The 24,678-nt window shown below is 36.7% G+C and carries 13 protein-coding genes; all 13 read left to right on the top strand.

The features are described from left to right. Positions 1-66 precede the first annotated feature (66 nt). Positions 67-2,043 carry a heparin-sulfate lyase HepC gene (gene hepC / locus ACIDC4_RS06800; protein WP_412042328.1) on the top strand — a complete coding sequence of 659 codons (1,977 nt, stop codon included), beginning with the start codon at positions 67-69 and terminating at the stop codon, positions 2,041-2,043. Positions 2,044-2,122: 79 nt separating this feature from the next. Next, complete coding sequence (locus tag ACIDC4_RS06805) at positions 2,123-3,496, top strand: alpha-L-fucosidase (RefSeq protein WP_412042329.1); 1,374 nt, start codon at positions 2,123-2,125, stop codon at positions 3,494-3,496. Between the two features lie 142 nt (positions 3,497-3,638). After that, positions 3,639-4,445, top strand: coding sequence for a heparin lyase I family protein (locus ACIDC4_RS06810; protein ID WP_412042330.1), 807 nt, complete (start codon positions 3,639-3,641; stop codon positions 4,443-4,445). A 945-nt stretch (positions 4,446-5,390) separates the two neighbouring features. Beyond that, on the top strand, positions 5,391-8,543 hold the full coding sequence (locus ACIDC4_RS06815) for a SusC/RagA family TonB-linked outer membrane protein (protein ID WP_412042331.1): 3,153 nt from the start codon (positions 5,391-5,393) through the stop codon (positions 8,541-8,543). Positions 8,544-8,559: 16 nt separating this feature from the next. Continuing rightward, positions 8,560-10,446: a RagB/SusD family nutrient uptake outer membrane protein gene (locus ACIDC4_RS06820; RefSeq protein ID WP_412042332.1), complete on the top strand. Its 1,887-nt coding sequence runs from the start codon at positions 8,560-8,562 to the stop codon at positions 10,444-10,446. Positions 10,447-10,457: 11 nt separating this feature from the next. After that, positions 10,458-11,885 (top strand): alpha-L-fucosidase, encoded by a 1,428-nt coding sequence (locus tag ACIDC4_RS06825; protein WP_412042333.1) that lies wholly within the window; start codon positions 10,458-10,460, stop codon positions 11,883-11,885. A gap of 24 nt (positions 11,886-11,909) precedes the next feature. Continuing rightward, entirely contained in the window at positions 11,910-12,245 is a 336-nt protein-coding gene (locus ACIDC4_RS06830) for a hypothetical protein (RefSeq protein WP_412042334.1), read from the top strand. A gap of 129 nt (positions 12,246-12,374) precedes the next feature. After that, on the top strand, positions 12,375-13,340 hold the full coding sequence (locus ACIDC4_RS06835) for an ROK family protein (protein WP_412042335.1): 966 nt from the start codon (positions 12,375-12,377) through the stop codon (positions 13,338-13,340). Between the two features lie 518 nt (positions 13,341-13,858). Further along, positions 13,859-15,238 (top strand): sulfatase family protein, encoded by a 1,380-nt coding sequence (locus tag ACIDC4_RS06840; RefSeq protein WP_412042336.1) that lies wholly within the window; start codon positions 13,859-13,861, stop codon positions 15,236-15,238. Between the two features lie 20 nt (positions 15,239-15,258). Next, entirely contained in the window at positions 15,259-17,931 is a 2,673-nt protein-coding gene (locus ACIDC4_RS06845; protein WP_412042337.1) for a DUF4962 domain-containing protein, read from the top strand. A 217-nt stretch (positions 17,932-18,148) separates the two neighbouring features. Continuing rightward, positions 18,149-22,189, top strand: coding sequence for a hybrid sensor histidine kinase/response regulator transcription factor (locus ACIDC4_RS06850; protein ID WP_412042338.1), 4,041 nt, complete (start codon positions 18,149-18,151; stop codon positions 22,187-22,189). A gap of 241 nt (positions 22,190-22,430) precedes the next feature. Next, positions 22,431-23,567 (top strand): BT3233 family polysaccharide utilization protein, encoded by a 1,137-nt coding sequence (locus ACIDC4_RS06855; protein WP_412042339.1) that lies wholly within the window; start codon positions 22,431-22,433, stop codon positions 23,565-23,567. A 206-nt stretch (positions 23,568-23,773) separates the two neighbouring features. Continuing rightward, positions 23,774-24,565: a gluconate 5-dehydrogenase gene (locus ACIDC4_RS06860; protein WP_412042340.1), complete on the top strand. Its 792-nt coding sequence runs from the start codon at positions 23,774-23,776 to the stop codon at positions 24,563-24,565. Positions 24,566-24,678 lie beyond the last annotated feature (113 nt).

Raw genomic sequence — 24,678 nt, forward strand, 5'->3', positions numbered from 1 at the left:
CGTAAGAAGTTATTTTTGATCTCTAAAAGATCCTCTGGACAGCTTCTTATTTATTAAATAAAACCAATGATAAACTTAAAAAAAACCACCGTGCTGTTTTTTATGCTGCTAAATATTTGTTTTAGCAATGCACAGGAAACTGCAATAAATAAAGAAAGTTTTGATGCCGTAAACCTTAATTATCCGGGTTTAGAAAAAGTACATCAGCTTTTTAACGAAGCTAAATACAATGATGCGGCAAAAGAACTGCTGACTTATTACCGCAATCGCAAAACCGTAAGACATTCTGATTTTAATATAGGCGATGAAGCACGTTTTAGAGGAAAAGAGATAGGAAAAGCCAATCAGGAAAAAGCAGATAATGCCCTATTGCATCAATTTCAACCACATAAAGGATATGGCTTTTTTGATTATGGAGCCGATATCAACTGGGATCTCTGGCCGATAAAAGACAATGAAATCCGCTGGCAATTGCACCGTGTAACCTGGTGGCATTCGATGGCATTAGCTTATAGAAGCAGCGGAGATGAAAAATATGCCAAAGAATGGGTGCTGCAGTTTAGAGATTGGGAAAAGAAAAACTATTTAGGACGTTCTGCCGAAAATGATGGTATTGCCTGGCGTCCGCTGGAAGTATCAGAACGTATACAAAGTTATCCGGCTATATTTAATTTGTTTGTAGTATCGCCCAACTTTACACCGGCATTTTTGATGGAATTTTTAAACAGTTTCAACAAACAAACCGATTATATTCCGCAGCATTACAGTAAAGAAGGCAATCATTTATTATTTGAAGCACAACGTGTTTTGGGTGCAGGAGCATTTTTTCCGGAATTTAAACAAGCTGAACAATGGCGCAAAAGCGGAATCGAAATCCTTAATCGTGAAATCAAACTACAGGTATTTGCCGATGGAGTGCAATGGGAACTTTCTCCAACTTATCATGTAGGCTGTATCGAAATCTTTACTAAAGCATATAATTCGGCAAAAATGGCGGGATTAGAAAAGGAATTTCCAGAATCCTATATCAAAACTATTGAAAAAATGGTTTTAGTTACGGCCAATATCTCTTTCCAAAACTACAATTATCCTATGTTTGGCGACACCTGGGTGGTTGATAAAGCAGTTAGAATAAAACAGTTTGCAAGCTGGTCAAAGATGTTTCCTCATGATGGGCTTATCGAATATTATGCTACAGAGGGAGCTTCAGGAAAATTGCCTGATTATCTGTCGAATGCATTTCCTAACGGAGGTTTATATACGTTTAGAAACGGATGGGACAATAAATCGGCAATAATGGTTTTAAAAGCCGGTCCGCCTGCAGAGTTTCATGCACAGCCGGATAACGGGACTTTTGAACTTTGGGTAAAAGGACGCAATTTTACACCAGATACAGGCTGTTATATTTATAGCGGCGATGCCGAAGTGACTAAAATGAGAAACTGGTTTCGCCAGACAAGAGTACACAGCACATTGACACTCGACAATAAAGACATGGTTATTACAGAAGCCCATCAAAACAAATGGAAAACCAGTAAAAACCTTGATGTTTTAACGTACACAAATCCTAGTTATAACAATTTGAACCATCAAAGAAGCGTACTTTTTATCAACGGAAAATATTTTTTAATTATTGATAAAGCAATTGGTACAGCAACAGGAAACTTAGGCGTACATTTTCAGTTAAAAGAAGACAGCAAACCGGTTTTTGATAAAGCAAATAACAGCGTTTACACGACATACGAAGATGGAAATAATCTATTGATTCAATCCTTAAACAGCGATAAAGTGGTGTTAAACGAAGAAGAAGGCAAAGTTTCGTACTCTTATGCAAAAGAAACATCGAGACCGGCATTTGTGTTCGAAAAACCAAAAAACGATACAGCATCACAGCAATTTATCAGCATTGTTTATCCGTATGATGGAAATAAAGCTCCGCAAATTACCATCAAACCAAACCCGGGTAATGATTTTGAGAAAGGAAATATTAGTTTAAGCATCACAATTGACGGTAAAAAAAGCGACATAAAAACCAATTTGTAATTTTTGTTATTTTCGAGACAATAGCGATATTTCTAACAACACTATTATCCTAACCAGTTGTTGATATAATTTTTACATTATGAATAAAAAAACATTTTTAATCATTTTTAGTTTCCTGACTTTTTCAAATGGAACAAAAATATATTCGCAAAACACTGATAAACTCAATTGGTGGAAAGAAGCAAAATTTGGACTCTTTCTACACTGGGGACTATATTCTATTGGTGAATGGAACGGAAAACCTCAAAAAGCAAACGAACATTTTATGTTTGCAGAACAAATTCCGCTAAAAGAATATGCTAAAATTGCTGAGACTTTTAATCCTGTTAATTTTAATGCCGATCTATGGGTAAAAACGGCAAAAGAAGCTGGCATGAAATATATTGTCATAACAGCGAAACATCATGATGGTTTTGCTATGTTTGACTCTCCAAGCGATAATTACAATATTGTAAGCATGACGCCCTATCATCACGATCCGATGAAAGATTTGGCTGTAGCCTGTACAAAGTATAACATAAAACTTTGCTTTTATTATTCTTTAGGCCGCGATTGGGCAAGTCCGGATGCGACTTGGGCAAAGGAAGGCAGTAAAGCCGGAAATACCTGGGATTTTCCAAATAATCAGGAAAAAGACAACAATAAATACATAGAAAAGAAAGTTAAACCCCAACTAAAAGAACTGCTAACGCAATATGGTCCAGTTGGCGTAATTTGGTTCGATACTCCTGAAGGAACTACTCCTGCGCAGAGCGAAAGTATAAGAAAACTTATTCTTTCGATACAACCCAATTGTATTATTAATAATCGAATAGGAAACTCTTTTGGCGATTATATTGTAGCTGAGCAAAAAATTGAAGCAGCAACTGAGCTAAAACCTTGGGAATCCTGCATTACCATGAGTGGTAAATGGGGTTTTAGTAAATTTGACAAATCATGGAAAACACCCGAACTATTGGTCAGGCATTTAATCGAAATTGTTTGCAAAGGCGGAAACTTCCTTTTAAACGTAGGGCCAGATAGTCTTGGAGAATTTCCTGTGCAAAGTATTAAAAACCTTGAGGTAATTGGTGACTGGATGAAAATAAACGGTGAGGCCATTTATGGTACTCAACCCTATTCGACAGCAAATGAATATGCAATAAACGTAACAGATTTGAAAGCAGATGTCATGGGAAAATCGAGCAATGATTTTACCTCGAAAAAAATCAATCCAGATCTTTATTTTAACCAAAAAGGCGACGTTATTTATCTTTTTGCCCGGAGTTGGAACCAAAACATTATTACCAGTACAACTTTAGGACAACTTAAAAATATAAATCGAATTGAATTATTAGGAAGCAAGATAAAACCAAAATGGAATCTCCAGAACAATAATTTAATAATTAATGTCCCTTTACTGCAAAAAACAGAAATACCAATTTATGTTTTCAAAATCATCCTAAAAAAATAAAAATCAAAATGTTAGCTGCGTTTTCTTTTCTAATTATTCATTAAGAGAAGAAAACGCAGTCATTAAAAATCCATTCGTTATTTATTTTTTAAAACAAAGTATTATGAAAAAAAACATCATCCTTAAACTGTCTGCACTCAGTTTGACACTAACAGCTGGCATAGCGTGCAGTAAGGAATACAACGAGTTGGACCCGGTAATAAAACCAGCTGTAAATGATACCATTCTTAACATAAATTACGAATCCGGCGAGGTTACCTCAGGAATTACAGGTATCACCGGCACTCATGCCACAGCTGCGGATGCCGTTTATATGACTTCACCCGGCAATACGGGCAAATACGCTATTGCACATAAAGTTACCCTTGGTGACAGCGGTTATTTTTCAAACGATGCTTATCGCAGCGAATCTGATGCCGTTTCTTTAGCAAAATATCGTTATAACCCTGGAGATGAACATCGATATGAAGTCAGTATATTATTGAAAGACTGGCAGTCATGGAATAGTGCTAACCCTGCTTATGGTGATAATGTTTTTCAGTTAAAAATGTCTGATAATCAATTGCTGCCTTTAAGAATTCTTACCAAGCGCAATGCAATTGTTGCCAGAAATTATCAGTATCAGGATAATCTGGTGACTGATTTTCGTCCTTATGTTAATCAATGGATTAAATTTCGTGTCGAAGTAAAATGGATGACGGATACTACGGGATATATGAAAATTTACGTTAAGCTTCCTAATCAGTCAGACTATAAGCTGGTATTAGAACGCAATAATTTTGTAACATTCACAGGTAATCCCGCTAACGGAAATGTTGGTTATCTAAAATGGGGCGTGTATCGCGAAGCCGGAAAAGATGCCAACGGCAATGTAATTATCAGCGATAATGTACTAACCCGTATTGCTTATCATGATGATATTCGAATCATCAGACTTCCATTAAAATAACTGTAAATACGTTTACTCAACTATTAGAGCTTTATCCTAAAAACTTTGTTGAAGTTTTGGGATAAAGCTTTTCGCATTCTTATCGTATTTGCTTTTTGTCGAGATAACTTTACATGGAAAAAAACTTTGTCAAAGTTTTAAACTTTGACAAAGTTCTGCCTACATAAAAAATCCGTTTAAATCATTGTTTTTTTTAAACTATTACATGCTGCTATTACGCTCAAAAACTTGGCGTCTTGGTATCTTATTGGCAAAACAGACTTCCTTTTCTTTATAAATTCCGAAGCAATTTTTGAAAATAAAAACCAATTTCAAAATTTAATTTTCATTCTTCGAACAATAAATCATTAGCTGAAATTTAAATTAACAGGTTTTATCTGAAACATCAAAATAAATCAAGAAATCTATTGATAAAAATCACGTCAAAATGCCACTATTTCGCTTAACAATTTCCTGTATTTTGCTTAACTTTTAAACTCACTGCTCTATTTCAAAATTGATTAGTAAATACGGTACTTTCTTGAGAAAAACATTTCAAAAAAACAACATTAAAACTTCATTTCCCCTTTGTTTTCGGGCAACGAAAACGTTGTATTAATCAAAATCAATAGCATTTTGGACGTATTCAAAACTGTCATGTATACCCTATTTCTATATTTGTTTTAATTAAAAACCAAGAAAACATGACTAAACCAAAAGAAATGAACCGACTTCTAAAAGATCTATTTTTATTCACCCGCCGAAAAATTCCCCAGCCTCTTTTTCACGTTAATAAAATGTTATAATTTTCGCAGTGATACCAATCGGCATTTGTAAAAATCATTTGATAGTATCTTTTGACAGCAACGCAAAATAATGACTGATTTGTTTAACAAGACAATGACTCAACTTAAATCATATCAATAGGAAATAAGCCTAAAACTTATTCCCATTTAAAAAATAATTATGAAAAGGACTATATTTTTATTTTTGCTTCTGGCAGCTTGCAAAGTAATGTATGCACAGGACAACATTACTGTAAAAGGTAAAGTAACAGATGCTCAAAGCATACCTATGCCGGGAGCAACGGTTTCTGAAAAAGGAACACAAAATGCTACCATTACTTCTATTGATGGAGAATACCAAATTAAGGTAAAGCCTAATGCTATATTGGTCTTCTCTTTTATTGGAACAAAATCCAGAGAAGAACACGTTAAGAACAGAACCCTTATCAATACTAAACTAATTGATGATGCCAACAATCTGGATGAGGTAGTTGTTGTTGGTTACGGAACCAAGACAAGAAAAAACATCACAGGTGCGATCTCCTCTGTAAAAGGAGAAGAACTTGCAAAAGTTCCGGTACAAAATGTAGCTCAGGCTTTGCAGGGTCGTATTGCCGGTATGCAAGTAACAATGTCTGACGGAACACCCGGATCTGAACCTTCGATTAAAATTAGAGGAGGAACGTCTATCACTCAAAGTAATGAGCCTTTGTATGTGGTTGATGGTGTAGCACAAACGGGAGGACTAAACTTTTTGGACCCTATGGATATTGAATCTATCGATGTTCTTAAAGACGCCTCTTCTACTTCTATTTACGGTGCTCAGGGTGCGAACGGAGTTGTTTTGGTTACAACCAAAAAACCTAAAGGAGGAAAACTTACCATCAGTTATGATACTTATGGGGGTATAAAAAAGATTGCCAAAGAAATTCCGGTAATGAATCCGTACCAGTACACTCAATTACTATACGAAGCTGCAACTGATGATGCCAGAATGGAAAAATTCGAAAAAACTTTTGGTACTTATGATGAACTCGAAGGGCTATATAAAAATAGAAAAGGTATTAGCTGGCAAGATGAAGTTTTTGGAAATGCTGTTGAAAGTCAATACCATAAAATAAGTATTAGCGGAGGCGAAAATGACACAAAATATAACGCTTTTTACTCTGTTAATAATGATCAGGGAATTATGTTAGGTACTGGTTCTGTAAAAAATATTGCAAAATTATCGGTAACGAACAACGTTAGCAAAAAATTTACTGTAAGTGCAATTGTCAATTATTCGAATCAAAAAATAACAGGATTGTCTACACAAGAGGGCGGAAACACCAGATTGAATATGTTGCAGAATTTATTGCAATATCGTCCAACTATTGGAAAAAACGGATCGGATGAAGATCTTAAATACCTATTTGTTGATCCCTTAGACAATCAATCTTCTCCTACATTTCAAAGTCCTATTATTACAATCGAAAATCAAAAAAGAGAAGCTGTAAACAGAGCTATTAATATGAGTTTACAGCTCCAATACAATCTTACTCCGGACTTAATTTATCGCGGATTGGTAAGTTATACCGATAACAGTAATAAAAGCAAATACTTTAATGGTGCCGATGGAATTCAGGCAATCAGAAGCGGTGGTCCAAATGGCGGAGTTACACACAATATTTCGACTCGTTTAAACTACAACAACGTCTTAACATACAGCAAAACTTTCAATAAAAAACACAAGTTTGATGCCTCTCTTGGACAAGAATACATTTACAACTATGCCGAAGGAATTACCGCTACAGCTTCAGCATTTCCTGATGTAAATTTAAGTTGGGACAAATTGCAATTAGGTACTATTGCAGGAATTCCGACAACCTTTGCAGAAGATGACAAATTGCTTTCTTTTTTCGCCAAAACAAACTACTCGTATAAAAACAGATATTTATTTTCTGCAAGTTTAAGAGCGGATGGTTCTTCTAAATTTGGAACTCAAAATCAATGGGGATATTTCCCTTCAGTCTCGGCAGCATGGAGAATTATCGAAGAAAGTTTTATGAGAAATATACCTGTTTTCTCTGATTTGAAATTTCGTGTAAGTTATGGTGAAGCCGGAAATAACAGAATTGCAAATTATGCAGCTTTAGGTATTTTCAATTCAGGATCTTATCCTTTAAATAATCAGGTAAATATTACCGCTTATCAAAACAACCTTCCTAATCCATATTTGAAATGGGAAGCTACAAAATCGACTAATATTGGTCTTGATTTAGGATTCTTCAGACAACGAATCGCTCTTACAACAGAGTTATATGAAAATCGTTCTAAAGATTTGCTTTACAACACACGTGTCCCGGCAAGTTCAGGTTTCAAGAAACAATTCCAGAATATTGGAGCTACATCAAATCGCGGTATCGAATTTACTTTGAATACTGTAAATGTCAAAACAGATAATTTTATCTGGAATACATCTTTTAATATTGCATTCAACAAAACAAAAGTACTTAGTTTAAGCGAAGGAGAAACGTCGATGATAACCAATAGCTACACAGATAAAAACGACTATATCTTGCAAGTAGGAAAACCTGTTGGGGTAATGTACGGTTATGTTAGTGATGGTTTGTATCAGGTAAGCGATTTTGACTATAATGCAACAACCAGCGTATACACTTTAAAACCAGGAGTAGTTAGTGATAATATTGTGGTACAACCCGGATTTATCAAGTTCAAAGATATCAGCGGTCCAAACGGTACCCCGGATGGCGTTATCAATGATCTGGACAGAACAACAATTGGAGATGCAAATCCAAAATACACAGGTGGTTTAAATAATACTTTTAGTTATAAAGGACTAGATCTTAGCATATTTCTGGATTTTACAGTGGGAAATGATATTTATAATGCAAACGTATTGAACAATTCAAGACTTAATGGTGAAAACCTAAATACATTGCAAATTTATGCTGACAGATGGACAACTATTAATGCAGCTGGACAACGTGTAACTGATCCTGCTGAATTGACAGCTTTGAATGTTGGAAAAACCAATCCGGCCTATAATGGTAACACAACCGGTCGTTTGTACAGCGATATCATTGAAGACGGTTCATTTTTAAGAATCAACAACGTAAGTCTTGGTTATACACTGCCAAAAGACTGGTTGAGAAAAACAAAAATTTCTAATTTGAGAATTTATTTTACAGCCTATAATTTATACGTATTCACCAAGTATTCCGGATATGATCCTGAAGTAAACGTTCTTAATAATGCGATAACAAGAGGAGTAGATTTTAGTGCTTATCCGCGAAGCAAATCGTTTGTTACAGGCTTAAGTATTTCACTATAATTTAAAGTTTAAAAAGATGAAAAAATATATATTTTCCCGCAGAATGATACTTGCAGCAGGTATTGCCTGTCTCCTATTGCCTCTTAATTCCTGTGACAAAGAACTGGAAGTTACCCCCTATTCTTACTTCACTACAGCTAACTTTTTCTCTATTCCTGAAGAAGCTAATATGGCTACTTTGGGTGTTTATGAATCAATGTCATCATTAGATAGCTATGGTTATAATATTCCTTTGATATTTGATGCCGATACTGATATTAGTCAATTGAGCGGACTAGGCTCTGATGAATGGCGCGTTATTGCTCATTATCAGGGAATTTCGCAAACCGGAATCTTTTACACTGTATGGAGTAAATTGTATGAAGGAATTGACAGGGCAAATGTTGTGATCGAAAGAATTCCCCAAATGGAATTCTACACAAACGGAACTCCATCTCAGAAGATGCAATTGAACAGATATATTGGCGAAGCAAAATTCCTTCGTGGATTTTATTATTCAGAACTGGTACGTCTTTGGGGCGATGTTCCTTTTAAAACCAAAAGTTCACAATCAGGCGATAATCTAAAAGGAGGTTTAGTAGACCGTTACGAAATTTATACCCAAATTATAAAAGACATGCAGGAAGCTGCGGCTGTTTTACCGGAACAAACACCTGCAGACGAGCGCATCAGTAAATGGGCAGCAAAATCAATGTTAGCCAGGGTTGCCTTGTTCGCAGGAGGATATTCCTTAAATGCAGACGGAACAATGAAACGTCCTGCTAATTACAAAGAGTATTACCAACTGGCGCAACAACAGATTAACGATGTGATGGCGCAGAATCCGTACAAACTGAATCCGTCTTATTCTAAAGTCTTTAAAAACCAATGCCAGCACGTATTAGAACCTACTGAAAACATATTTCAGGTTGCATTCTACAATCCGGCAGGAACAAGAGAAAATGCATCGTGGATAGGTTATTTTAATGGGCCACTTACTGCTACAGGTCTTTATCCTAACTCAATTGGCCGTTGTTTAGTACCAAAACCTTTTTACACCACTTTTAAAGATGGCGACCAGCGAAGAGATTTTTCAATTGCCACGTATTCTATTAATAATGTTGGAAATAAATTACCACTCTTAACAGCCAGACAAGATGAAGCCTGGACTGCTGCCAAATGGAGCCGTGAATATCAAACCAATGCTACGCTCGAAAGAAGTTACACTCATATTAATTGGGTCGTAATGCGTTATTCTGATTTATTATTAATGCGTGCCGAAATTGAAAATGAATTAAACGAAGGGCCAAATGCCATTGCTTATGATGCCATTAATCAAGTTCGAAGAAGAGGTTTTGGAGCAGATATATCAGGCAGCGGAATCGCTGTAGATTTAAAAACCAAAGGTACAGGATATGCAAACGCTGCTAATGTTGTCATACAAATTACAGGCGGCGGCGGTACCGATGCTTCGGCAGCAGTAGTAACCCTTGCAAGCGGCAGTATCGGAACAATTGCTACGCTGCGTTCCGGAGATGGTTATACAGCTGTACCAACTGTAACTATTACCACCACAGACGGAAAAGGTACAGGAGCAACGGCAACAGCAAGACTTTTGACAAAACCAACCGTTTCGCAAATAAATCTGCCGACAGGTTTAAGCAAAGCAGATTTTCTTAAAGCACTTCAGCAAGAAAGAGCCTGGGAACTTTCAGGAGAAGGAATGCGAAGAGCCGATTTAATTCGTTGGGGAATTCTGGCTGATAAAATAAACGAAACCGGTGCAGCTGTTAAACTTATCCGTTCCAATTATTTCTATCCGTCAATTACCAATTTTGTAAGTGGTAAACATGAATTATATCCGTTTCCACAAAATGAAACCGATGTAAACAGAGCAATTACACGTCAGAATCCTAAATACTAATTTTAAAATTTATGTTCAAAAAACTCTTTTTATTTATCATTTTAGGATTTTCTGTTGGTGTACAAGCACAGCTCGATGTTCACGGCGCTTCTGCCGAATATGAATATCCTACAGATCCATTGGTTCGCGAAAAACTGAACCAATGGCAAGATTTAAAATTTGGCGTTATTTTACATTGGGGACTTTACAGTCAAAATGCAATGAACGAATCCTGGCCACTGGTTAATGAACTTTGGAAACGAAGGGATACGACAAAAACCTACGAAGAATATAAAAAATGGTATTGGGATCAATCTAAAAAGTTCAATCCTGTAAAGTTTAATCCTGAGAAATGGGCAGAAATTTCAAAAAACGCAGGAATGAAATATTTGGTATTTACCACTAAACATCACGAAGGATTTTCAATGTTTGATACTAAAGAAAGTGATTTTAAAATTACAAATGGTCCTTTTGCCGCCAATCCTAAAGCCGATGTTACAAAATATATTTTTGAAGCCTATCGCAAACAAGGTATGATGATTGGTGCTTACTTCTCTAAACCCGACTGGCATTCAGAATACTTTTGGTGGCCTCGTTTTGCAACGGTAAATCGTAATGCAAATTATAATACAAACGAATTCCCAAAGCAATGGCAGAAATTTAGAGATTTCACCTATAACCAAATCGGCGAAATATTAAGCGATTATGGTAAAGTAGATATTTTATGGCTTGACGGTGGCTGGGTACGAAATCCGCAGCCAGGAGAAATGGAAAAAGCATACGTACCAAGCAATAAATCATATTACCCGCCTTATCCTCAGGATGTAGACATGCCGCGTATCGCCAAAATGGCAAGAGAAAAACAGCCGGGAATTTTAGTGGTAGACAGAACAATTCACGGACCTTATGAAAACTATCGTACACCAGAATTAACAATTCCTAAAACACAATTAAAAGATCCTTGGGAAACCTGTCTAACCATAGCAAAAGGATGGGGATACACAAAGAAGACCCCAATAAAATCAGGAACCTGGATCATACAAACTTTAGCAGAAGTAGTCGCAAAAGGTGGCAATATGCTTTTAGGATGGGGACCAACACCCGAAGGTGAATTTCCGGAATATATTAATAAACCGCTTGAGGAAATTGGTGTATGGTTAAAAGCAAATGGTGAAGCAATTTACAGCACCCGAATCACCGAAAACTATAATGACGGTTCTACCTGGTTTACACAATCAAAAGACGGAAAAAAGAAATACGCCATTTTTTGTATTACAGAAGGAACAACTATTCCGGCAGTCATAGAATGGAAAGGAAATATACCCGAAAAAGGAAAAAAGATAAAACTAATTTCTACAGGCAAAAATGTGAACTGGAAACTGGAAAAAGATGCGGTAGTGATAGAAATACCAAAAGAACTTATTGGAAAACAAACAGCAGCACTGGCCTTTTCCTTTTAATCCAATCAAATAAAAAACAACATTATGAAAAAGATAGTACTAACATTCAGTTTCATCCTAATAGCTTCGATTACGTTTGCACAAAACAAACCTAAAGACATGAAAGTCTTAAGAGATTCTATTTTTACCGTAATGAAACTCAGCAAAGTAAACCAGCAAAAAATGCACGATTTAATTGCCGAAAACGGAAAAGGTCAAAAAGCCATTAAAGACGATCCGGCACTTTTTTACGATCAAAGACAAGAAAAACTCGAAGCCTGGAAAAAAGATATAACCACTAAAGAAAAAGCAATCCTGACACCTGAACAATTTCAAATATGGAGGGATTTTGGCAAATCTTTAAATAAACCTAAGCCATAATAAGGATCGGCTTAAAATAAGCCCTTATTTTTTTTAGATAATTACTTGCTTTTTGGACATTAATGCAGAACTTGCCGTTCTGCATTAATTGTTTCCGGGAGAAGATAAAATAATAGTAAAATTAGCATTATGAATACCATAAACGATACACCAATATCGCAATCATACGCAATCGGAATAGATATTGGCGGCACTTCACTGAAATGCGGCGTTGTCAACGAACTCGGAGAAATCTTGTTTTCATTTATAGTTTCCCTTAAAGAAGCAAAAACCGAAGAAGAGATCATAAATTTAATAGTTAAGGCGATTACACAATGCACAGATCAGTTAAACGAACCTATTGTGGGCATTGGTATTGGTTTTCCGGGTTTAATCGAAAATGATGTGATTGTAGGCGGCGGCGTTAATCTTCCTGGTTTTGAACAATTGCCTTTAGGAAAAATTCTAAATGGCCGGACAGGACATAATGTAGTAATTGATAATGATGCCAACTTAATGGGACTCGCAGAAGTAATCTATGGTTCAGCCAAAGACAGTGAAGATGCTATATTCCTAACAATTGGTACAGGAATTGGCGGGGCGATCATGATCAATAAAAAACTTTTTGGCGGTTACCACAATCGTGGCGCCGAATTAGGACATACCGTTATTCAGTACAATGGAATTCAATGTGCCTGCGGCGGACACGGCTGTCTCGAAACATACGCTTCTGTTACCGCATTAATAGCATACTACAAATCTCTAAATAAAACAGCCAAAGAACATATCGACGGAAAAACCATTATCGAAAAATATCTTGCCGGCGAAGACCATGCAGTAAATGCAATGGAACATCACTTTGATTATTTAGCAGCCGGAATCGTTAATTGCGTCAACATTTTTAGTCCTCAGAAAGTCATAATTGGCGGCGGAATCAGCGAAGCAGGTCAGTTTTATATTGATGAATTGACAAAAAGAGTTAAAAAAACCGCAATTCCGGTTTCCTTCTCCAATACAAAAATTGTAGCCGCAAGTTTAGGCAACAAAGCCGGTTTATTAGGGGCTTGCGCCAATGCTTTCCAGAAATTTAAAACGACGGAATACGTAAAAAATTAATCTCGCAAAGGCGCAGAGCCGCAAAGTTTTTATATTCTACTTTTTTTAAAGTTTTCATACTACGCGCTTCTGCGTCTTTGCGAGAAATTCAGATCGTAAAAAATCTGCGAGAAACAAAACTTTGCGGCTTAGTAACTTTCAAAATTAATCTCGCAAAGGCGCAGAGACGCAAAGTATTTATATTCTGTGTCTTTTTTTAAGTTTTCAAACTTTGCTCTTTTCCGAGAAATTCACATCTCAAAAAATCTGCTAAATCTGCCAAATCTGCGTGAAACAAAAAACTTTGCGACTCAGCGCCTTTGCGAGATTAAAAAAAACTTCGCGCTCTTAGCGTAAACCTTTGCGAGCTTTGCGGTTAAGCCCGTCACTAATTTCAAGAACACCTTATTTTTAAAGCTTTTAACTAAAATTAATATCATTTTACACAAATTCAAAACCTTATTAGAACATTGATTACTAAATTCGTTTTGCATTTAAGAGTGTATAAACCAAAAACCAATCTAATAAAACAGGTCGATATGAGTTTTCAAAAAAACATATTTTTTATATGGCTTTTCGTGGTATTGCATATTCCGTTTTTAAGTAATTCGCAAACTGCTGAACGTCCCAATATTCTCATCATCATGACCGATCAGCAAACAGCTGATGCGATGAGTATTGCAGGAAACAAAAACCTGCACACACCTGCGATGGATAAACTGGCGCAAAACGGAGTCAGGTTTACCAAAGCCTATTGCGCACAACCCTTGTGTACACCTTCCCGCTCCGCCATAATGAGTGGAAAAATGCCTTTCGAAAATGGTTTTATAGGCAATGCTCCTGAAAAAGACGGTCAATGGCCGGAAGATTTATTAATGATGGGGAAAATTTTCCAAAACGGAGGATATAAAACCGGTTATGTAGGCAAATGGCACTTGCCCGTTCCCACTACTAAAAAAAGCCAGCATGGTTTTGAATATATAGAAAATACAACTTTTCAGGATTATAACGATGCTGCGACACCTTCTTTCTGTGCTCGTTTTATCAAAGAGAATAAAAACACGCCTTTTTTATTGGTCGCTTCCTTTTTGAATCCACATGATATTTGCGAATGGGCACGTGGAGAAGATTTAAAAATGGATGTTTTAGAAAACGCACCACCCGCAGATCAATGTCCGCCCTTACCTGCCAACTGGAAAATCCCGGAATACGAACCAAAAATTGTCCGCGAACAGCAAAAAGTAAGTTTCAGAACTTATCCTACGGTTAATTGGACTCCGGATCAATGGCGTCAATACCGCTGGGCCTATAATCGTCTGGTAGAAAAAGTAGACAGTTATATTGAAATGGTTTTGGCATCATTAAAAAAATACAACATCGAAAAAAATACGATCATAGTTTTTACAGCAGATCATGGCGATGGATACGCAGGTCACAGCTGGAATCAAAAACAAATATTATATGAAGAATCAGCCAGAATACCTTTTATCATATCTAAAATGGGCCAATGGAAACCAAGAACAGACGATCTGTTAGTTTGCAACGGAATAGATATTATCCCAACAATCTGTGGTTTTACAGGAATACCAAAGCCAAATTATTTAAAAGGAATTGACATTAGTAAAAAAATAGAAAATACTGCCCTGCAATTACGTGATACTTTGGTAATCGAAACCGATTTTGCCGACAACGAAGAGCTCCTAAACATTAGCGGACGTGCCGTAATAAGCAAAGATTTTAAATATATTGTTTACAACAAAGGCGATCTAAAAGAACAGCTTTTTAATTTGACAAAAGATCCGGGAGAAATCACGAATCTGGCAGTAGACAAAGCCTATAAAAAAGAACTAACTGCCATGCGCCGTTATCTAAAAGAATGGTGTAAAAAGAACGGTGATTCATTCGTATCAGGAATATAATTGGTTTAAAAGAAATTTTTATGAAAAATATAATTGCATTAATAGTATTCTTTACAACAGTTACTGTTTTCAGTCAGCAGTCTGCAACGCTAAAACTAACGGCAGAAAAACTCCATTCCAGAGTTCGCGAATGGCCTTATCCTGTAAACGGAATTACGGTTCCTACCAATGCTCCTGCCTTACTGTGGCCTGCAACCAACGGCAAAGAAATGGTTAAACCAATGGAAAGCGGCAGTGAAGTTCCAGAAGATCCAAATATTGGAAACGTCCGTTATAAAATAATGCTGGCAAGCGATCAAAATTTCAGCAAAGATTTAATCGCAAGTGCAGAACAGCGTTGGGCTGTTTATCCATTGCATCAGGCTCTAAAACCCGGAAAATGGTTCTGGAAATACGGTTATGCCCTAAAAGGAAGCAATCAATGGACATGGTCGCCTGTTTACGACTTTGTAGTTGATGCAAAATATGCAAGTGAGAAAGTTTCTCCGCCAATAAGCGAAGTTTTAAAACGCAACGAAGGATCACATCCACTTTTATGGGATATGAACCGTATTGGCGAAGATTTTTATAAAAACAATCTCGATAATCCTGAAGCTAAAAAATTTATCGCTTACGCGGAAAAACTAATGCTGGCTCCACTCCCAACTGAAAAACCTCAAAGGGTAATAGATACTACAGGCAAAAATAAATTAGAAAAAAAGATTATTATAGAAAGAATGTATCACGGTTTTGGTGATGCTGTTGGTACGCCTGTTCGTAATTTATGCATCGCATATCAACTGACCAAAGACGAACGTTTTATTCAGGACGCTAAACGCAGAGCCTTAAACATTGCCGCCATGAACCCAAACGGATTGGCTACAGGCGACGATTTTACAAGTGGTGCTGTACTCGAAGCTTTGGGTTGGTTTTATGATGCAGGATACCAGTTTTTAACACCACAGGAAAAAGAAACATTCAAAAATATCATTACCATCAGGGCGAAACGCGTTTACAATCATTTGCCCAACCGTTTTGAATTGCATGTAAGCGATAATCACGTTTGGCAAATAACATTACGAAATCTTGCAATAGCTACAGTAGCCGTAATTAATGATGTTCCCGAAGCCAAAGAATGGCTAACGTATATGTACGAAGTCTGGTCGGCACGTTTTCCGGTTCTGGGCACTACAGATGGCGGCTGGCACGAAGGAAACGGCTATTTTAGAGTCAACTTTAAGTCGATTGTTTATTTATCGCAAATGTTTGGTGATTTTAGCGGAGTTGATTACTTCAAATTACCATGGATGCAAAATCTTCCGTATTATATGCTGTACACGCACCCAAACGGAGCTGCAAGTACTGCAATTGGCGACATGTGGGAAAACATTCCTTACATCGTAAAAGGCGAAGCCTGGTTTGCAGATGCTTTGACTTATAAAATGAATAATCCGTACTTAAACTGGTATGTGGGCGAAATAAAAAGAGATTATCCTGCTTATTATCACGGTACAGATGATTTCTTATTCTTTAGATTATTAAATTATAAACCCAACAGAAATTTACCTGCAACTTCCCCTGCTGACTTGCCTAAAACCCGCAAATTTGGAGATGTTGGTGTAGTTGCCATGCACGAAGATTTGGCTCATGGCAATAAAACCCTGAGCAGTTATTTGTTCAGCAGTCCGTTTGGTTCTTCGGGGCACGGACACGCTTCGCAAAATGCTTTTACCATCAATTATAAAGGAAAAGTAATTTTTGGAGGAACGGGTTATTACAGCAATTTTAGCGACAAGCACAATCTTTTATACTACAGAACATCAAAAGCTTACAACACTATTTTGGCTGATAGTTTAAATCAGAAACTGGGTGAAGAAGGTTACGGATGGATTCCGAGAGCTATTTCAGGAAAACACATTCAATATGCTTTGGGCGATGCCAGTAATGCATATGGCGAAATAAAAAGTGATTTCTGGTTAGACAGATTCAAACAAATTAATGTTGTGCCAGGCAAAGCCAATGGTTACGGAGATTCCGGAGTAACTTTATACCGCAGGCATATGCTGCAATTAGAAGGCGGTTATATTGTTTTGTATGACGAACTGGAAGCTAAAAATCCTGTAAAATGGACCACTCAATTTCATTGTCCCTATTATGCGATCGAAGGAGAAAATTCGGCGAAAGCCAAACAACAAAACTTCATTGTAAAAACAGACTTAGGAAATGTAAATGCAAGCGTATTTGCGAATAGTCCGATAAAAATGGCAGTACATAACCAATTTTACGAAGCTGCCGTTAACTGGAACAAAGTCACGAATGATGAAGGTCAGATCAAAGAATTTAAAGACCAATGGCACGCCGGAATCACTTCTGAATCCAAACAAAAATTCAGGTTTCTAACTATTATTCAAATTAAAGAAGGTAAACTTGAAATCATTAAAACAATATCAGACAACAATGGTTTATCGCATTTACAAGTTGGAGATTGGGATATTCAGGCGCAGTTAGACGGTGAAAAACCTGCTGCGCTACAAGTTTCGGGTAAAACGACAAAATCATTATTTAGTTATAATCTGCCTGTAAAATTTCAAGGAAAAGCCTATTCACCTAAAATTAGCGGCAGTTCCCTATTATTAGAATCAGAAGGGAATAAAATAAATAAGCAGGAAGCTATAGACGAATTACCGGATGTGGCCAAATACGACAAAAATTAAAAAGAATAAGATGTTTAGTTTTTCTATAAATTAGATGTTGTTTTAAACACATAGAAACATAGATTTTAAACGCTAAAAGAATGCAAAAAAGAAATACATTTCTTTCACATAGTTACTTATGCGGGTGTAAACTTTTTTTAGTTACCAAAAAGCTATTTTCCGATGTGTTTAAAAAAAAGCAGTAAAGCATACAAAAAATAATTATAATACCAATTTCATGAAAAAAACGATTGCCATAATTGCGTTTTTCTACATTGTTCTTTTTGCAGCCAAAAGCCACGCACAAGTTCAGGATCGATATTTTCGTAATATTTCGGTTGACAAAGGCTTGTCGCAAAGTTCGGTTTTTGCAATTCAGCAGGATACTTTGGGTTTTATCTGGATTGGAACTCAGGACGGATTAAATCGTTATGACAGCAAGGGGTTTAAAGTGTACCGGCCAGTAAAAAACGTAAAAAGCAGTTTGCAGTCGTATTATATCCGCAGTTTATTTACAGATCATAAAGGACAATTATGGGTGGGCGGCAATCAGGGAATCAGCGTTTATAATTATAATACGGATAGTTTTACCAATTATCCGCTTCCGCGAAATATAGGCGAATGGTATATCTCGTCTATAACCGAAGACAAAGAGCATAGAATCTGGGCAAGTTCTATTGCGGGCGATGTTTTTATGCTAGATCCAAAAGAGGAAAAATTTACGGCGGTAAAGTTCAACGCTTCTTCGCATGAAATCAAAAAAATAGCCTACATCGGACTTTGGCAGCAGCAAATTATTTTAGGAACCGATGTTGGGCTTTTCAAACTCAATCCAAAAACGCATCAGCTTGCTAAAATTAATTTAGGAGTCAGAAAAACCTATATCAATGATGTTTATATAGATCGTAAAAAACTCTGGGTCGCTACCGAAGGTGAAGGTGTGATTCAGTACAATGCCGAAAACGGACAGACTACTTCCCTGCTTCACAGCACTGGAAACAATAGTATTGCCGATAATAATATTAGATGTGTTGGAAAAGATACCGAAGGAAATATCTGGATGGGAACCTTTAAGGGTTTGACTATTTTTAACCCGGTAAATAATTCTTTTACCAATTATTACCATCAAATCTCTCAGCCTTACACCATTAGTCAAAACTCTGTTCGCTGCTTTTTTAAAGACAAGCAAAACGGAATTTGGTTGGGAACTTATTATGGCGGTTTAAACTACTATCATAAAAACGATATCAAGTTCAATTTGTTGAGTCAAAACTCAGGAAAACCCTCTTTAAACGATGAAGTAATTGGCGTTATCAAACAAGATTCTAAAGGTAATTTCTGGATTGGAAGTAACGATAAAGGCCTTAATTACTGGAATAAAAACGCTAATACGATTACCTATTATTCGAACAGTGAAAATAATGCAAACAGTTTAAGTTCGAACAACATTAAAGCCATTGCATTTGATGATAACGGAAACGTATTAATTGGCACGCACAATGGCGGATTGAATGTACTGAATCCTAACAGCGGTTCTGTACAGCGTTTTAGACATGACGAAAGCAATCCCAACACGATTGCCGGAGATTTGGTTTACAGCTTATTGAAAGATTCTAAAGGACGTATTTGGGTAGGTACGCGATCAGGATTAGACCAGTTTCATCCCGAAACCAAAACCTTTACGCACATTCATTTAGATAAGGCCGGAAAGCGTCTGACTTCAGACGATATTACATTTTTGTTTGAAGACAGCAAACATCGAATCTGGATTGGAACCACAAACGGTGTGACATTGTTTTATCCTGATACGCAATTATTTGGAAACATCGGACACGGAAAATTAAGCGACGATATTATAAACTGTATTACCGAAGATCAGAAACACAGAATCTGGCTGGGTACCAGAGAAGGTTTGCGTTTGTATGACGAAAATCAGGAATCATTCGTTAGTTTTAAAGCCGGAAATGATTTTGTTAAAGAAACGATTTACGGAATAATTCCGGATGATGGAAACTTGTGGATTTCGACCAACAGCGGGCTGATCAAATTCAATCCTGACAAAGGTTCGGTTCAGACTTTTGACGAAAGTGATGGTTTACAAAACAAGCAATTCAATGATTATGCTTTTTATAAAGCAAAAGACGGAATGCTGCTTTTTGGCGGTATAAAAGGGATTTCGTATTTCTATCCGTCGATGATTAAACAACAGCCGCTTCCTTTAAAGTTAAGTTTTACAGGTTTAGAAGTTTTAAATAAAAACGTTGCGGTAGCAGATGAAACGGACATTCTGGAAGAACATATCGACCAGACAAACGAACTTGAAATTGGACCTGAATACAAACAATTCAGTATCTTTTTTAATACGTTCAATTATATTTCATCGAACCGAACGTATTATTATTATAAGCTGGACGGAATCGATAAAGACTGGCAGCGTACTGATGAGTTGAAAGTAAGCTACAGTAATTTATCTGCCGGAAAATACAATTTCCAGATCAAGGCAATTGGTCCAAATGGCGAGACAAGCGCGGTGCGAAATTTAAAGATCAGTATACTGCCGCCCTGGTACAAAACAATTTGGTTTTCTTTACTATTACTGGCCATTATCAGTACCGCAATATACATTGGTTTTCAAATCATAAAAGAAAGAATAAAAGCCGTTGAGCAACTAAAATTAGAACGAATTGATAAAGAAAGAGTCAGCTATATCAATCAGGTAAAAATGGATTTCTTTACTAATGTATCGCATGAATTAAGAACGCCTTTAACACTGATTTTAGCCCCTTTAGAAGAGTTATTAAAAATGCCTTTTGCCGATAAAATTTCTAAAAAGAAACACGAACTAATGTTCATCAATGCAAAAAGGCTTTACAATTTGGTCGATCAGTTATTTGAGTTTAGAAAAACCGAAATGGGAACCCGTCAGCTTAAAGTGGGCAAAGGCGATATCGTGACTTTTACGGAGGAAATTTTCGAATCGTTTAAACCTCTTTCTGAGAAAAACAGCATTCATTACACCTATCATTCAGAAGAGCTTCAGTTGTTTTTTTACTTTGATAAAGACGCCATGGAAAAGATTTTATTTAATCTTTTGTCCAATGCATTTAAATATACCAAAACCGGTCAAAGCATCCATGTCGAATTGGTAAGGAAAAACGATACTGTACAAATAAAGGTCGCCGACACGGGGGTCGGAATTAGCAAAGACGATCTCTCAAAAGTTTTTGATCGTTTTTATCAGGTAAACAACCGTGAGATGAATTTGGGTTCCGGTGTAGGATTGGCCTTTACGAAACGTTTGGTCGAATTGCATCATGGCGAAATCACAGCCGAAAGTACCATGCAGGAAGGCAGTATTTTTACTGTAACTATCCCAACCTCAGATCAGGTTTATAAAAACGATCAGCAAATTGAAGAATCTGCTTATGATTTGTCCATTATATCAGATAATGAACTGGAAACAGACGATTCTTTATTGCCGGAAGAAAATGAAATAACCGAAAGAGATCAGCCTGTAAAACTTTTAATTGTAGACGATAATAAAGAAATCCTGGATTATCTGCAGGATTACTTCAGCAAAGTATATGATGTTACCGTTGCCTACGATGGTCAGATGGCTTTGGACCTTTTAGAAATTCAGCCTTTTGATCTTATTATCAGCGACGTGATGATGCCGGAACTGGATGGTTTGCATTTTTGTAAAAAAGTAAAACAGAATATCAATACCTCGCACATTCCGTTGATGCTTTTAACAGCAAGAAATGAAACCAGCCAACAGCTAAAAGGATTGGAAATGGGTGCCGACGATTATATCACAAAACCCTTTTCGACGCCAATTTTAGCGGCAAAAATCACAAATTTGCTGCGTTCCCGTAAACGTTTAAAAGAATATTATTCGGTAGGAAAAGAAATGGTTCCGGAGAATATTGCTTTTAATACTCTTGATGAAGAATTTTTAAAACAAGCCATTCAGATTGTCGAAGATCATCTGGCCGATTCTGAATTTTCGGTAGATCAGTTCAGTAAAGAAATCGGAATGAGCAGATCAAATCTTTACTTGAAGTTAAAAGCCATAACAGGCGAATCTGCAATGGATTTCATAAAAAGAATCCGATTTAAAAAAGCCGTTGAATTGATGCAAAGCAAACGTTACACCATTGCACAAATAACGTATATGTGCGGTTTCAATTCGCCATCGTATTTCTCGACCGCATTCAAGCAGCATTACGGCTGTATGCCGAGCGAATACTTAGCAAAAATTGATGATTCAAAAGAATAACGAAACTTAAACAACACAAACAAACTTACTATACAATGAAAAACTACAGTCGTTCTTCTTAACGAAAACCTTTAAAAAACGGAGCTTCTAAAAGGCTAAAATCAGTACTGATTTCTTATTCTGAAAAAGTATAATCCCGTACAAATGCAAAACTCATTTGGAATCGGAAAGCCCAAACTATGCTTTTTTTGAACGCATTTTTAGAAAAAAAATACATTAAAAACAACAATTATTACAACTCATGAAATTAGTCAAAATGCACTTTTTACTGGCCTTTATTTTGCCTTTCACTCTTATCGCGCAATCAAAAGCCACTGTTACCATTCAGAATAATTCAGCTTTAAACCGAAAAGAATCGGTAATAGCCATAAAATGGACAGCGGTCCTTTCCTCCTATCCACAAATCGATACGGCCCATTTTGTGGTCATTAACAGCGTTACCAAAAAGCAGGTTCCTTTTCAGTTAGAACACAAAGGAAAAGCTGCGATTCAAAATCTATTGGTGCAAGTTGATGTTAAAGCAAAATCGACGCTTACACTTTCAATCCAAAAAGGAAAACCGGAAACGATTGCCGCCAAAACCTATGCTCGTTTTGTGCCGGAACGATTGGATGATTTTGCTTGGGAAAATGATAAAATCGCCTTTCGCGCTTATGGCAAAGCTTTAGAAAAAACCGAAGGAGACGCTTACGGTTATGATGTCTGGGTAAAAAGAACCACTAAATTAGTCCTGAACGATCGTTACAAACGAAACGATTATCACATCGATCATGGCGACGGATTAGACTATTATCATGTTGGTTATACATTAGGCGCCGGCAATATGGCTCCGTACGTAAAAGACACGATTCGTTATTCAGGAAATTATCATCAATGGAAAGTTTTAGACAATGGTCCGCTGCGATCTACTTTTCAATTAAGTTATGATACCTGGAATGCCGGCGGCATAAAAGTTACCGCTGTAAAAACCATTTCGCTGGATGCAGGTTCTCAACTCAACCGAATTGAAAACATTTACACATTCGACGATAATAAACCTATGCCTGTTGTGGTTGGCATCATCAGACGTGACAAACAAGGCGTAATTGGCCTAAACGAACAACAAGGAATTATGAGTTACTGGGAACCGACTTTTGACAAAGAAGGAACTACAGCTGTTGCCACAATATTAAGTACTCCGGCAGAAAAAATGTGGGTCAACAAAGAGCAGTTATTAACCCAAACTTCGGTTAGAAATAACGAACCTATCGTGTATTATTCCGGTGCTGCCTGGGACAAAGCAGGTCAAATAACCAGCTCAAAACAATGGCAGGATTATTTAGACCATTTCAATCAGGAAATTCAAAATCCTTTGATTGTAAGCGTGAAACAAAATTAAAGCTATAGCACTAACAAATAGAAACATATAACCTATAACTTAAAATATTGGTTTAACTTATTTAAAACATACAAAGTGAGATTATATGGCAGAAATCTAATTCGTATTAAGATCCTTTTATAGTATCCGAACCTATGTTTCAATAATTACATCATCCAAAAAAAACTTAAAAAATTAAGATTACTAATAACCAAAAACTTAAAAAAATGTCAATTAACTTATTTGATTTAACGGGAAAAACAGCGCTCATTACAGGAGGAGTTCATGGTCTGGGAATGGCAATGGCCAAAGGACTTGGACATGCGGGTGCAAAAATAGTAGTAAACGATCACTCGTCGCAGGAAGCTGTAGACAAGGCCATAGCCGAATATAAAGCTGAAGGTATCGAAGCTTACGGATATTTATTTGATGTAACCAATGAAGCTGCTGTAATGGCCGCAATCAACAAAATAGAAACCGAAGTTGGTCCAATAGATATTTTAATTAATAATGCCGGAATCATCAAAAGAACGCCTATTATAGAAATGGAGGTTGCCGATTTTGAAGCCGTAATCAAAGTAGATTTAACAGGGCCATTTATTGTTTCAAAAAATGTGGCAAAAGGAATGATCGAACGCGGAGGCGGAAAAATTATCAACATGTGCTCTATGATGAGCGAATTAGGAAGAGATTCTGTAAGCGCATACGCATCAGCAAAAGGCGGACTAAAAATGCTGACCAAAAACATGGCAACGGAATGGGCTAAATTTAATATTCAGACAAACGGAATTGGCCCAGGCTATTTTGCTACAAGCCAAACTGCTCCTATTCGTGTAAACGGACACCCGTTTAACGAATTTATTATGGGCAGAACACCGGCAGGACGCTGGGGAGATCCGGACGATTTGCAAGGTGCTGCTATCTTTTTAAGTTCAAAAGCAAGTGACTTTGTAAACGGACATATTGTGTATGTTGATGGTGGAATTTTGGCTACTATAGGAAAACCATCTAACGAGTAACACTTTTTAAACACATAGCTCTCAATAGCTTTCAGAATAAAAAGCAGAAAATATTAAAAAAATCTGCCAAATCTGCTAAATCTGCGTGAAAAATAAAAACACAAAGTATTAAA

The organism is Flavobacterium sp. C3NV, from assembly GCF_046825355.2.
Lineage (GTDB): Bacteria > Bacteroidota > Bacteroidia > Flavobacteriales > Flavobacteriaceae > Flavobacterium.